The 12,893-nt window shown below is 35.9% G+C and carries 14 protein-coding genes; 6 read left to right on the forward strand and 8 right to left on the reverse strand.

The genetic code is table 11. The annotated features are described in order from the left end of the window. Positions 1-1,257 carry a hypothetical protein gene (locus J0L69_06815; protein ID MBN8692890.1) on the reverse strand — a complete coding sequence of 419 codons (1,257 nt, stop codon included), beginning with the start codon at positions 1,255-1,257 and terminating at the stop codon, positions 1-3. A gap of 1 nt (position 1,258) precedes the next feature. Next, positions 1,259-2,866 (reverse strand): hypothetical protein, encoded by a 1,608-nt coding sequence (locus tag J0L69_06820; GenBank protein MBN8692891.1) that lies wholly within the window; start codon positions 2,864-2,866, stop codon positions 1,259-1,261. A 144-nt stretch (positions 2,867-3,010) separates the two neighbouring features. On the opposite strand from J0L69_06820, the gene J0L69_06825 reads away from it, so the two are divergent. Next, positions 3,011-4,420 (forward strand): T9SS type A sorting domain-containing protein, encoded by a 1,410-nt coding sequence (locus J0L69_06825; GenBank protein MBN8692892.1) that lies wholly within the window; start codon positions 3,011-3,013, stop codon positions 4,418-4,420. Here the strand turns inward: J0L69_06825 and J0L69_06830 are convergent. From J0L69_06830 to J0L69_06850, 5 genes are all read right to left on the reverse strand, one after another. Then, positions 4,410-5,429 (reverse strand): threonine aldolase, encoded by a 1,020-nt coding sequence (locus J0L69_06830; GenBank protein MBN8692893.1) that lies wholly within the window; start codon positions 5,427-5,429, stop codon positions 4,410-4,412. The genes J0L69_06825 and J0L69_06830 overlap by 11 nt on opposite strands. 2 nt (positions 5,430-5,431) lie before the next feature. Beyond that, positions 5,432-6,073, reverse strand: coding sequence for a class I SAM-dependent methyltransferase (locus J0L69_06835; GenBank protein MBN8692894.1), 642 nt, complete (start codon positions 6,071-6,073; stop codon positions 5,432-5,434). Positions 6,074-6,166: 93 nt separating this feature from the next. Then, positions 6,167-6,907 carry a hypothetical protein gene (locus J0L69_06840; protein ID MBN8692895.1) on the reverse strand — a complete coding sequence of 247 codons (741 nt, stop codon included), beginning with the start codon at positions 6,905-6,907 and terminating at the stop codon, positions 6,167-6,169. Positions 6,908-6,933: 26 nt separating this feature from the next. Then, positions 6,934-8,028: a Nif3-like dinuclear metal center hexameric protein gene (locus tag J0L69_06845; protein MBN8692896.1), complete on the reverse strand. Its 1,095-nt coding sequence runs from the start codon at positions 8,026-8,028 to the stop codon at positions 6,934-6,936. Between the two features lie 67 nt (positions 8,029-8,095). Next, a complete protein-coding gene (locus tag J0L69_06850; protein MBN8692897.1) occupies positions 8,096-8,713 on the reverse strand; it encodes a hypothetical protein in 618 nt (205 codons plus the stop codon). Positions 8,714-8,843: 130 nt separating this feature from the next. Here J0L69_06850 and lpxK point away from each other — a divergent pair, with 130 nt between their 5' ends. Both lpxK and J0L69_06860 read left to right on the forward strand, forming a co-directional pair. Continuing rightward, the gene (gene lpxK, locus J0L69_06855; GenBank protein MBN8692898.1) at positions 8,844-9,941 is read left to right on the forward strand and encodes a tetraacyldisaccharide 4'-kinase; all 1,098 of its coding nucleotides are present in this window, start codon (positions 8,844-8,846) and stop codon (positions 9,939-9,941) included. Further along, positions 9,889-10,704, forward strand: a complete 816-nt coding sequence (locus J0L69_06860) for a purine-nucleoside phosphorylase (protein MBN8692899.1) — start codon at positions 9,889-9,891, stop codon at positions 10,702-10,704. The genes lpxK and J0L69_06860 overlap by 53 nt, the downstream gene beginning before the upstream one ends. On the opposite strand, the gene J0L69_06865 is transcribed toward J0L69_06860, so the two are convergent. Further along, positions 10,687-11,019 (reverse strand): hypothetical protein, encoded by a 333-nt coding sequence (locus J0L69_06865; protein ID MBN8692900.1) that lies wholly within the window; start codon positions 11,017-11,019, stop codon positions 10,687-10,689. The genes J0L69_06860 and J0L69_06865 overlap by 18 nt on opposite strands. Positions 11,020-11,131: 112 nt before the next feature. Between J0L69_06865 and J0L69_06870 the strand changes: the two genes are divergently transcribed. The 3 genes from J0L69_06870 to J0L69_06880 are packed head-to-tail and all read left to right on the forward strand — an operon-like array spanning position 11,132 to position 12,892. Further along, positions 11,132-11,647 (forward strand): RNA polymerase sigma factor, encoded by a 516-nt coding sequence (locus J0L69_06870; protein ID MBN8692901.1) that lies wholly within the window; start codon positions 11,132-11,134, stop codon positions 11,645-11,647. Positions 11,648-11,679: 32 nt separating this feature from the next. After that, positions 11,680-12,468 (forward strand): hypothetical protein, encoded by a 789-nt coding sequence (locus J0L69_06875; protein ID MBN8692902.1) that lies wholly within the window; start codon positions 11,680-11,682, stop codon positions 12,466-12,468. A 1-nt stretch (position 12,469) separates the two neighbouring features. Further along, complete coding sequence (locus J0L69_06880; protein MBN8692903.1) at positions 12,470-12,892, forward strand: hypothetical protein; 423 nt, start codon at positions 12,470-12,472, stop codon at positions 12,890-12,892. Position 12,893 lies beyond the last annotated feature (1 nt).

The following is a 12,893-nucleotide window of genomic DNA, read 5'->3' on the forward strand; positions in this document are numbered from 1 at the left end:
TTAATTGAATTTTTTAGCAATGCTTAAATAAACTCCTTGTCCGAATGTTTGCTTCGGTAAAATATACCCTTGCAAACTATTACTGCCTAAACGTACAAACCAGCCTTTTGTATTATAAGTGAGAGCAAGTCCGGTGTTTAAACGGGTATAGCCTCCATAACCTATGTGCACGGTAACAGTTAATTTGTTTTTGATTGTATATTCCGGTTCTAAGAAAACGTAAGGCTTGTAATTAGAATGAAACATGTATCGGAACCCGGCCGCCACAGCATAACCTTTCTTGAAAAATATTTTATTCATTAAAATTAAATTGGTCGGAATGTTTGTATTGAATGATTCTTTTCTTGCATTCGTAACCTCACGCAAAATACTGTCGGTGTTAATCTGATTAAGTGTTGAATCTTTCAAATCCAAAATATTATTTACTTTATAACCGTCGAACTTTATAACCGAATCACTGCTATACTGTAAACTGTTTTCCGACCAATGGATAAATCCGATATTATTAGCGTTAACAGTTAAAATACTATGTGTGCCGATTTTGCTTTTGTAAGGTGTTTCAAAAAAGATATCGGCACTTGCACCAATCCCGTTAAACGACCACAAATTTTTCTTTTTTCCCGTATCGCTAACGGCCATGTTGAAATTTGATTGGAAGATTAATTCAGTGCCGTCGGCATTGGTGTAAAGTGATGAATTATTTCTTGCGCGGATGTAAAATAATTGCTCACCTTTTACGAAAGAAACTGAAACACCAATTTTAGCGGTAGTGTCTACTTTATGCATCATCACTCCGAATTTAATTTCCTGAAATCTTAAGGCATTGATATTAGTGCCGGTGAAGTTGGCGGTTTTGTCGAGAAATGGTTTATTACCATAAAACATGAGTTGGTAAAAATCTTTTGTATAAGTTGCATTTAGAATCTCTTGATTTTTTATTCCAATCAGGAAAGCATAATTCTTTTTTCTTCCGAAGAAAGCATTCACGTCATAGTTCAAGTTTAATCCCATTTGATTGTAGCCACGCATTTTATTTAAGGCGGCATCTTTCATGGTTTGGTCAATGAAGCCACCAAAAATTAATTTGTTCACCATGGCATTTTGTATGCCATTTGAGCCTGCTTCATATTCTGCATTAATGGATACGCTTTTTCCGGTGTGTTCATAGTTCATGAAATCACTGTTGTATTGCGCTACGCAAACCGGTGTACAGGCCAGAAAAAAAATAAATATGAAAAGTGAGGAAATGTTGCGCATACTACTTTTTACGGGCTCTGTAATTGACATCCAAACTTAATATTAAGTCTAAATTATAATTGTCCATAATTTTAATATCCGGTGGTTGTGGGGTTGGCATGTTAAATTGAGAAACGAATTTGATGAAGCGACATAGCTTAAGGTTCTCCAGTTTTTTGTCATCTACCGGAACTTCAATTTTTGAATACACCGGTGATGTTACTATATAATTAGCATCAATAATACCTCGCTTTATAACGTTGTTAGGTACAACAAACAACGAATCGATAATTTGATTTTGTTCGTTTAAAAGATAACCTTGCAAAACAGCTTCAAACGGAAAACCGTTGGTGGCCTGAATATTTATGGTACCATAATTAATATTATCAATTTGTTCAACGGTTGAAAGATCGATGGCGGTGGTTGAAATCAACTTAAAGAAATCAGTGCGTATTTGTAAGGGCATATCAACATCCGCGTAAATATTAATGCCGGTGTTTAAAAAGGCGAAATCATTGGAACCTGAAATATTACCAAATGGATTGATAGAAATTTTTCCTTGGTAGGTTAAATAATCAGGAAGGTTTTCTAAGAATGGTTTCAGATTCGAATTGCTGGTATTAACCGAAATGGTTTTTACCGAAGGAAATACAGGATTGGAAAAATTATTTGTTTTCCCTGCTTTGTTGATGTTTAAATTGGAGAGTCCGGATGCATTTAAAGTAACTGATGTATTGCTAAATGAATTTACGGATTTTATATTGCTTAATTGCGCGTTGATGTCGACACCAAATTCGTTTACAATTTTAAAATTGATGTAAGCTGAGTTGATTTGAAAATTACTCGCTTGTAAATTATTACTGATGTTTAAGGAAACAGAGTCGTATGGTAAATCAATATTCTGCTGACCAAAATAACCTTCTACATAATAGGGAACTAATTTGGTATATGAAATATTAGTGGCTACACCTTGTCCGCCACGAATAGTATCCGGTTGTGCAGTTGGTGAAACGGATACACTGATGGTTTGCACAATGGTGTTGATTTTGTTTCCGGATAGACCACCCATTTTTACAGTATAACCACTCACATCATAATAGCGTGAGGTGTTGTTGAAACCGGGATTAATCACTTCATGAATTTTAAACGGTACACCATACTTGGTTGTACCAGGTAAAATCATATCGAACACCAATGGTTGCGTGTAGGTGTTAGTGTAATCTACTTTTAATTTTCCATCACTGATGATAGCGGTGCGTAATTCAGCGCCATTACTGATGTTGAAATTAATTTCTTGTGTTTGCGGAAAGCCCGGAATATTACTGCCGGGTGCAATAAAGAAATTTGTATTGGGCGCCATGAAGAACCCATAGTTAAGCACAGTATCTGGTAATTCAATCAATGAATCTAACTGAAAACCGGCAATTTTTTTCGAGAAAGAGAGATGCAATAACCCTGTTGGATCCGATTGAAAAAGTGTATCGCTAAAAAAATTCTTTATATTAAGCGAGCTTCGAGCAATTGGTGCCGATATATCAACGTCCCAAGCTGTTTCAAATGATTTCCGGCAAGAAATCATGACGAGTACTAAAACAGCCATACTCAGAGCTATTTTGCTAAAAATGCGCATAATACAAATATAAGCTTTTTGATATAAAACCTATTAACTAATACTGGTCGGACTTTAAAAAGGTTTGGTATAATTTAAAATAGGTTTAACATAAATAGTTAGGAATTTGCGGTGGTTTATTAGTAAATTTATGTAATTGAAACCATGAGATATTTATTTTCACTTTTATCATTATTGTTTGTATTAGGAGTACAATCCCAAACCTATAATTACTATTTCGGAAATTTACACTCACATTCAGGTTATTCGGATGGGAATAAGGATTCAAGTACTACGGGTATATCTAAGCCTACCGGTGATTACAACTTCGCGAAAGCCTCCCTTCATTTTGATTTTTTGGGAATATCTGAGCACAACCATTATACAGCGAATAATAATCCGGGCATGGTAAGAACCAGTTATGGTTTAGGAATAAACGAGGCCAATGCCGCAAATCAAGATGGTACTTTTTTATGTTTGTATGGTATGGAGTGGGGGACGAGTTCAAGTACAAACGGACATGTTATTGTATATGGTTTTAATCAGTTAATCGGATGGGAGGCTTCCGTGCCTGGATTGGTCGGACCTAATTATGATATTTACGTAGATAAAACCGATTATTACAGTTTATTTCGATTAATTAAGAACACGCCGGGTACATTTTGTTATTTGGCACATCCAAGCTGGAATGATTTCGGATATCTTGTAAGCAATCCCTATAATGCGATGTATGATTCAGCCATCGTTGGAATACCTTTCAGAAACGGATTAGCTTTTAGTACATCATTAACCTATGATGATTATCCGGCCAGTAATTTTTTTCAGTATTACCGTAAAATGTTGAGCTTAGGTTATCACATAGGAATTGGTTACGATCACGATAATCACAATCTTACATTCGGAAGAAATAACGCCGGACGATTAGCCATTTTAGCTCCATCTTTAACAAGAGCTAATCTATATTCCGCTATGCAAAACATGCACTTTTATGCAACCGATGATTGGAACGCAAAAATTGATTTAAAGATCAATGCCAAAATAATGGGCGATTCGACTTCCGGTTTAACACATCCTACCATTAATGTTACTTTTAGTGATGATGATGGTGAAATAGCAGATACATTGAAGTTGTGGGCCGGCGTGGAAGGAAGCAATCTGTATTCAACCGTTCATACGAGTGTAACAGGAAATAATACTATTAGTTTTACAGATAACGGACAAGCACCGGGTTCTAATAAGTATTATTTTGTAGAAGTAATTCAACCGGATGGGGATCGTATTATATCTTCTCCGATTTGGTATCGTTTAAGTCAGTTCGCTTCGGTAAATGAATTAGAAAAATCATTTAATATTGTCGCTTTTCCAAATCCGGTTAATGCAATGCTTTATGTGAGTACCGATTTAAATGAAGGTTTTGAAATAGAAATTACGGATGTGTCCGGGAAAGTTATTTACAGCGAAAAATCGTTTTTACCGCAAACAAAATTATCCACAGCCGATTTCGCTGCCGGTTTTTATAATCTGAAAATTACTTCCGGTAATTTGGTGAAAAATCAAAAACTGGTTATTGAATAGATTTTAGAACCTTTTCTGTTTTCTCTAACATTTCATCGGTAAAATCCATGTGTGTAACAAAACGTATGGTTTGTTTTCCGAAGGCTGCAATCTTAATGTTATTTTCCAATAATTTCTTTTCAAAGTCTGCCCCACTGATTTTTGTATCAATATCAAATATCACAATATTACTATCTACCGGTAAAATGGAAGTTACATAAGGGAGTGATTTTAAAATACCCTCTATTTTTTTCGCGCGGATGTGATCTTCTTTTAATCGCGTTACATTATTATTTAATGCATAAATACCCGCCGCAGCTAATATTCCGGCCTGGCGCATACCGCCACCAAAAACTTTTCTTACGCGACGTGCTTTTTTTATAAATTCTTTGGTGCCTATTAATACAGAGCCGGCCGGTGTACCCAATCCTTTCGATAAACAAATAGAGATGCTGTCGAACAAACTTCCAATGTCTTTTGGATTTTCCTTGGTTTCAGTTAATGCGTTGAAAATCCTTGCTCCGTCTAAATGAAAATTTAATTTTTTATCCGCGCATAATTTCTGAATTGGTTTAATCATTTCAATGGTATAATATGAACCTCCTGCGCGATTCACAGTGTTCTCTAAACTTACCAATGTGGTTCTGGTTAACCAATCAAAATCACCGTTAATGTTTTGTTCAATTTGTTGAGCCGTTATTCTTCCTCTGTCGCCCTGAATTAATTTCGCTTGCACACCGCTGTTAAAAGAAATGCCTCCTCCTTCGTAATTGTAAATATGTGAGTTTACATCGCATAATACTTCATCTCCGGGCTGGGTGTGTACTTTAATAGCGATTTGATTTGTCATAGTACCACTCGGGCAAAATAAGCCGGCTTCTTTTCCAAACAGAGCCGCTGCTTTTTTTTCTAATTCTATAACAGTTGGATCTTCACCAAAAACATCATCCCCCAATGGAGCATTCATCATGGCTTCCAACATTGCTTTGGTTGGTTTTGTAACAGTATCGCTTCTTAAATCTATAATCATAATTAGTTTTTTATAAGTAATAATAGTCCGTCGCGAACGGGTAATAGTAAAGTTTTTACGCGTGCATCTGCGTTAACTTTTTCATTGAACGCGTGAATGACTTTAGTGTCGGTGTCCATTTCATTTTCGTTTTGGAGAACTTTCCCGCTCCATAAAACATTATCCACAATAATGATTCCGCCTTTCTTCACTTTGTCAATCACCAAATCAAAATACAAAGGATAATTACGTTTATCGGCATCTATAAATACAATGTCAAATTCTTGTTTTAGTTGGGGAATAATTTCACCCGCTTGACCTTGCATCAAATGAATTTTGTTTTTGTATGCCGATTTATCAAAGTAACGTTTTGCCACCGCATTCGTTTCTTCGTTAGGATCAATGGTAATGAGTATTCCTTCTTCTTGTAAACCTTCCGCTAAACAGAGAGCAGAGTAGCCGGTATAAGTACCAATTTCGAGGATGTATTTAGGTTGTTTTAATTGAGAAATAAAACTAAGAAAACGTCCCTGAAGATGACCGCTCAGCATTCGGGGAGATAAGACCTTTAAATGCGTTTCACGATTCAGTTCTTGTAAAAGTACAGACTCTGCTTCGCTATGATTTTCGCAATAAAGACTAAGCGCTTCGCTAATGAATTCCATAATCAAACCTACATTTTTTATTTAATAAACTCAAGGTACAGAAATAAAAAAGTCCGGGTGTTTAGTCCGGACTTCATTATAATTATTTAAATTTTATTGTTGTTCATCAGGAATGATAGTTCCATCAACAAGAATACGGCCGCAATGTTCGCAAACGATAATTTTCTTGTTAGTGCGAATGTCTAACTGACGCTGAGGCGGGATTTTGTTGTAGCAACCACCACAAGCATCACGATCAACAGTAACAACTGCTAAGCCGTTACGTGTGTTAGAACGGATACGCTTATAGGCATTGAATAAACGCTCTTCAATTTTAGATGAAGCGCTTTCTGATTCAACTAATAAATCTTTTTCTTCTTTTTCAGTTTCAGCGATGATTTCATCAAGTTCGCTTTTCTTCACTTTTAAATCTTTTGAACGCTCTTCGAATTCAACTTTAGATTTTTCTAATAAATCTTGTTTTAAAGTGATAGCAGCTTTCGCTTCCTTCATACGCTTTTCAGCCAATTGAATTTCCAAATTTTGGAATTCGATTTCTTTAGAGATCGCATCGTATTCGCGATTGTTACGAACTTTATTTTGCTGAGCTTCGTACTTCTTAATATTAGCCTGAAAATCTTTAATCGCTTGTTTTTTCTCGTTAATTTGATTTTCAAGTTCCTGAACTTCTTCAGTTACGTTATTTAAACGTGTTTCTAAGCCGGCAACGATATCTTCTAAATCACTCACCTCTAATGGTAACTCACCGCGAACGGTACGTAAACGATCGATTTTTGAATCGATTAATTGTAATTCGTAAAGTGAACGTAATTTGCCTTCTACAGAAGCGTCAATCTTTTCTTTAATTTTTGCGCACATAGTTAAAAATAATTTACCGGGTTGGTATTAACTTTCGATAAATAGGTTGCAAATGTAGTAAATTTTTTCTGAATAAGTTCATAAAAAATCTCGGGTGTAAACTGCTCATTTTCAAAGTGTCCGGTATCTACAATTAAAATGTTGCTTTCAGCGTCAAAAAACTCATGGTATTTAATGTCTCCGCTTATATAAGCATCTGATCCTGAATTTATTGCGTTTTTGATTAAAAAACTGCCGCTTCCTCCGCAAAAGGCTACTTTTTTTACCGGCTTGTTTAACAAAGAGGTATGTTTAACAATCGGGCAACTGAAAGCCGATTTTACCCGCTTTAAAAACTCGGTTTCGGATAGGGCTGTTTCAAACTCGCCTGTCATGCCGCTGCCAATATTTTGGTAAGTATTATCCAATGGATAGACATCAAAAGCTACTTCTTCATAGGGATGCGAAGAGAGAAGATTTTTTAGTAATTCCGCCTCCTTGTAGCCTTCAAAAATCACTTCAATGCGCACTTCATTTTCTTTGGATAACTCACCTTTTTTCCCAATAAAGGGGTTGGAGTTTTCATTCCCTCTAAAGGTGCCAGTGCCTTCAGTATTAAAGCTGCAGCTGTCATAATTACCAATGTTTCCTGCACCGGCATCAAACAAACTTTCACGAACCAAATCAGCGTGAGTAGCCGGAACGTAAGTCACTAATTTCTTTAATAAACCTTTTTTGGGTGCTAATATTTTGAGATTGATTAATCCGAGTTTAGAGGCAATTTTAGCATTCACGCCATGCTTTACATTATCAAGATTAGTATGCGCCGCGTAAATGGAAATATTGTTTTGAATGGCTTTGATAACGGTACGCTCCACATAATTACTGCCGGTCAGTTTTTTTAGTCCGCCAAAAATTATGGGATGATGCGCGATGATTAAATTACATTTTAGCTGAATGGCTTCTTCGATGACATTTTCTGTACAGTCGAGACTCAATAAAACGCCTGTTATTTCAGTATCGGAATTTCCTACCAATAATCCGCAATTATCATAACTCTCCTGATAGATGCGGGGAGCAAATTTTTCGAGTTCGGATGTAAGTTCTTTAATCTTCATAAGCAAATGAACAAAAAACGGGTTGAATATTCAACCCGTTTTGTAAATAGTTTCATAATTTTCTTAATTACCACTTCTTGTATTCGGCCCCTGTTTTTTTGATAATTGCTTTAATGGCACCGGCCCAATAATTGCGCATTCCAATTCCCACAGCTTTACCTTCCACTTTATTTACCAGAAGCACCTTTTTCGTAGCAATATCAAAGAAAGTAACATAAACGCTTGCCATTTGTGTGCCTTTATCAAAATTTTCAACGATGAAAGAAAAACCAACCCCTTCCTTTTTGGTTTTAGAGTTGTACTTCTTTACCATAGCATCTATTTCCTTTGCTTCTAGTTTACCCGGATTAATATCCATGCATTTATTTGGGTCGATTTTAGAATTTAATTCATTAACACTCGCAATGTCGAGGTATACACTTTCCTTATTGAGATTTTTTCTGAAATCGAAGTTTTGTGGTTCTGCAACAATTAATGAATTCCAACCCGGAATCCATTTGTTTTTCATGTCAGTTCCATTGGCAGGCATGGCACCCATTCCCTGATCAAACTGTCCGACAAAAGTGGCTTTGGTAAAATCCAAACCAAACCAAACTAATTCGGTACTGGAAAAGATTTTTTCTTTGTCTTGCGCATTTGTACTAAAACCTGCAAGTAATAAAATTGCTGCTATAATTTTTTTCATTGTAATAGATTTATAATTCAAAATTATTTAAAAGGTAGTCATCTGCAAAACTTTCATTGCTAATAAAAATCACAAATAATTTAAAATTAATGTTTGATAATCTGAAAAAAATCAGTCATATTTAAAAAGTTTGAAAGATCTCAGTAAAATACCTTTTTTGCCGCTGGCATGGATTTTTAGATTCATCACCGGATTGCGCAATGCATTTTACGATTGGGGCTTTTTAAAAAGTTATTCGCCTCAAAAACACACCATTTGTGTAGGAAATCTTTCTGTTGGCGGCAGCGGAAAAACCCCGATGGTGAATTATTTGGTTACCTTATTAAAAGATGAATTTAAACTCGCCACATTAAGTAGAGGATACAAGCGTAAAACGACCGGATTTGTTGAAGCAACTTCAAATAGTACCAGTCGCGAAATTGGTGATGAGCCACTTTTGTACAAAAGCAAATTCCCGTTTTTAAATGTATTTGTAGAGGGAAACCGAGTGAAAGGTGTAAAGAAAATTACGGCGCTCTATCCCGATACACAAGCGATTTTATTGGATGATGCATTTCAGCATCGCGCCATTAAATGCGGATTAAACATCGTGCTGAGTGAATACGATCATTTGTATTTTAATGATTACTTAATGCCTGCCGGTCGTTTACGTGAAAGTATTTCAGGTATGAAGCGAGCAGATGTTATTGTGATTACGAAAACGCACGAGAAAGCTACAGCTGTTGATATGCGCAATATCTTGAAAGACATAAAACCACTGGCGCATCAGCAAGTTTTCTTTAGTTACCTTAAGTATGGTGAGCTTTATTCCATCAGTAATGCCAATGAAATCATCAGTACATTAAATGATTTATTCCGATTCAAATTAATTGTGTTTGCAGGAATAGCCAATCCGCAACCAATGCTTACCTATTTGAAAGAATACTCAGCGGGGATTAGTCACTTGCCGTTTACCGATCATCACGATTATTCTCAACAGGATTTAAATAACATTCAGAAATATTATGATTCTTTTGAAGGGGGAAATAAAATTCTTGTAACTACTGAAAAAGATTTAATGCGATTAAAAGAGCCCGATTTGTGGCCAATTGCCGAAAGAATGAATATTTTTGTACTTCCGGTTGAAGTTACATTTAAGGACAAGGCGGAAGAGTTTAATAATACCATTTTAAAATATGTTAGAGCAAATAGAATTTACCACGAAAAGTATTCACCAGAAAACCAATAATTTTTCTCCTGAAGTAGGAATTATTTTAGGCACGGGATTGGGTGGATTAGTAAAAGAAATAACTGTTGAGCATGTGTTGCCTTATGAAGATATTCCAAATTTCCCTGTATCTACAGTTGAAGGACATAGCGGTAAATTAATTTTCGGAAGTATTGGCGGAAAAAAAGTAATGGCAATGCAAGGTCGTTTCCATTATTATGAAGGTTACGACATGAAACAGATTACGTTTCCTATTCGTGTCATGAAAGCTTTGGGTATTAAAACACTTTGTGTAAGTAATGCAAGCGGTGGCATGAACCCGAAATTTGCGGTTGGAGAAATCATGATTATTAATGATCATATCAATCTGTTTCCGGATAATCCATTAATCGGAAAAAATCTCAATCAGTTAGGTCCTCGCTTTTTAGACATGAGCGATGCTTACAACAAAAAGTACATCGAACTTGCGCTTAACATCGCGAAAGAAAATAATATTAAAGTAAGTACAGGTGTGTATGCGGGTTTAACCGGACCATGCTTCGAAACACCTGCTGAGTATCGTTACTTATGGCGTATTGGTGCTGATGCGGTTGGTATGAGTACCGTACCTGAAGTAATAGTAGCTCGTCATAGCGGCATCAATGTTTTTGGTATAAGTATTATAACCGACTTAGGCGTTGAGGGTAGGGTGGAGAACGTTAGTCATGAAGAGGTACTTCAAGTAGCAAATGCGCAGGAGCCAAAAATGACTTTTATTGTAAAGGAATTAATTACCCGCATTTAAACGAGCTTGCTTGTAGTAGAATATTGCTACGGACAGCATCCCTAATCCGAAAGGAATTCCGGCATACATTTTATATTCGATAAAGTCGAAGAACTCGGCACACATCCAAAATGAGTTAGCGGCAATCCAAAAACAGATGGCAAGATTGATGTAAAACTCTACCATCTTAATTGATTTTATTAAAATATAGATGGCCATTGCTACAGTAGGCAAAACCATAGCAACTCCCAGCCAACGCCATTCCAACATCCAACATGTGTCTTTAATCAGCCAAAGCGGAATGTGCATATTTTCCCATTTACGGAGGTCGAACATAACACTACAAATGAATAAATTTTTTTAGTTTTATAAAAGCTAAATTAAACTTTGACGTTTTTTAAGCGTCTAATCGTAAGTGAAGCACTTATCTGATGAGGAAATATTAAAGATGTATGGGGAGGAATCTTCCCGGAACATGGCTTTACATCATCTGATTGAGAAGTATCAGCAAAAAATATACTGGCAAATACGAAAAATTGTAATCGATCATGATGATGCTGACGATGTGATGCAGAATACGTTTATAAAAGTGTGGAAGGGGCTAGAGAATTTTAAAGAAGAATCTCAATTATTTACCTGGTTATATCGTATTGCCACGAATGAATCCCTTACTTTTTTACGTCAGAAGCAAAAAAGAAACACCGTTTCTTTAGAACCAATTGAGTATCAGTTAAGCCAAACCTTGGAATCTGATGAGTATTTTAAAGGAGACGCCATCCAGCTAAAATTACAGCAAGCAATATTGTCGTTGCCTGAAAAACAGCGAGTTGTGTTTAATATGAGGTATTATGATGAAATGCCCTATGAACAAATGTCGGAGGTATTGGAAACATCGGTTGGTGCTTTAAAGGCCTCTTACCATCATGCCGCAAAAAAAATTGAAGAATATTTACTGAACCATTAAACCTAAAAGGAATATTAGCGTCAAAGCCATAAATGAACCCGAACGAAGAAAATAATAAGTCAAATAAAGAGAATAATCCTTTCTCGGTACCCGGCGATTATTTTAGCTCATTTTCGCAAAAAATGATGCATAAAATCGAACTGGCTGATGAGTTGAAGGAGTTCAAATTGTTGTCTTCGATAAGCAAGGAGTTGCCTTTCGTAACCCCTTCGGGCTATTTTGAATCCAAATCAGAATTAGCGCAATACCCGTCATTAAGCGCTTTGCGTAATAAGTCTGTTTTTGTAGTGCCTGAAAATTATTTTGAGGATGCAGCTGTACGTTTAAAAGAGAAAGTAATGCTTGCCGAAGAAATGAGTGTTTATCCAACGCTTGCTTCTATAGATAAGCAAAATGTGTTCGAAGTTCCTGCAGGTTATTTTGAAAATTTCTCACATAAAGTACGCGCAACAATTACTGATGAAAATAATGAGCAAGATGTATTTACAAAAGTATTGCATATTGTATTCAGTAAGAAAACAGCCTATGCGATTGCGGCCATGCTTGTGATTAGTTTAGGCATCTATGTTTTTAATTTAGATAACGGCACGGTTAGTACAGATTGTAACACGGTAGCTTGTTTGGATAAAAACGATATAATTAAAACAAATCAATTAAACAGTTTTGAAGAAGAAGCTCTAATCGAAGCTGTAAATACCGATGATTTGCAGAAGAATTTAAATAAAGTACTTGAACAAAATGCAACAACTTCAGAAGATGAAAATACCGAAAGCTATATTCTGGAGAATGTTGACGTAAATGATATAACAGATGAAATTTAATTTGAAATACATATTTGTTATACTTCTATTAGCTTTTGGCTTGCCGGTTTTAGCACAGCCCGGCAAACAAGATAAAGTAGAGGCACTGAAGGTTTCTTTTATAACACAAAAGGTAAACTTAACAACGCAAGAAGCGCAAAGCTTTTGGCCGGTGTATAATGAGTATACCGACAAAATAAAATTTGCCCGTCGTAATTTCCGCCGCGCCTATAATGATGTGCCGGATTTTAAAACGGATGCGGAAGCAGAAAGTTATTTGAATGCCGAATTGAAACTGAAACAAACCGAATTAGATTTACATAAGGAATACTTCGAAAAGTTTAAAAAATTAATTGGCCCTAAAAAAACCGGATTACTCCGAAAGGCGGAAGAAGAGTTTAAAAAGGAAATTATAAAAACCATTAAGGGAAATAGCGGCGACTAGC

It is taken from the genome of Bacteroidota bacterium, assembly GCA_017303905.1.
In the GTDB taxonomy this organism is placed as follows: Bacteria; Bacteroidota; Bacteroidia; order B-17B0; family Aurantibacillaceae; genus JAHEYG01.

Coding starts and splice junctions, on each gene's coding strand:
- J0L69_06835 (MBN8692894.1), bottom strand. CDS start 6,073: ATGGAATTCATTAGCGAAGCGCTTAGTCTTTATTGCGAAAATCATAGC.
- J0L69_06815 (MBN8692890.1), bottom strand. CDS start 1,257: ATGCGCAACATTTCCTCACTTTTCATATTTATTTTTTTTCTGGCCTGT.
- J0L69_06845 (MBN8692896.1), bottom strand. CDS start 8,028: ATGAAGATTAAAGAACTTACATCCGAACTCGAAAAATTTGCTCCCCGC.
- J0L69_06850 (MBN8692897.1), bottom strand. CDS start 8,713: ATGAAAAAAATTATAGCAGCAATTTTATTACTTGCAGGTTTTAGTACA.
- J0L69_06875 (MBN8692902.1), top strand. CDS start 11,680: ATGAACCCGAACGAAGAAAATAATAAGTCAAATAAAGAGAATAATCCT.
- J0L69_06830 (MBN8692893.1), bottom strand. CDS start 5,429: ATGATTATAGATTTAAGAAGCGATACTGTTACAAAACCAACCAAAGCA.
- J0L69_06825 (MBN8692892.1), top strand. CDS start 3,011: ATGAGATATTTATTTTCACTTTTATCATTATTGTTTGTATTAGGAGTA.
- J0L69_06820 (MBN8692891.1), bottom strand. CDS start 2,866: ATGCGCATTTTTAGCAAAATAGCTCTGAGTATGGCTGTTTTAGTACTC.
- J0L69_06865 (MBN8692900.1), bottom strand. CDS start 11,019: ATGTTCGACCTCCGTAAATGGGAAAATATGCACATTCCGCTTTGGCTG.
- J0L69_06860 (MBN8692899.1), top strand. CDS start 9,889: ATGTTAGAGCAAATAGAATTTACCACGAAAAGTATTCACCAGAAAACC.
- J0L69_06870 (MBN8692901.1), top strand. CDS start 11,132: ATGTATGGGGAGGAATCTTCCCGGAACATGGCTTTACATCATCTGATT.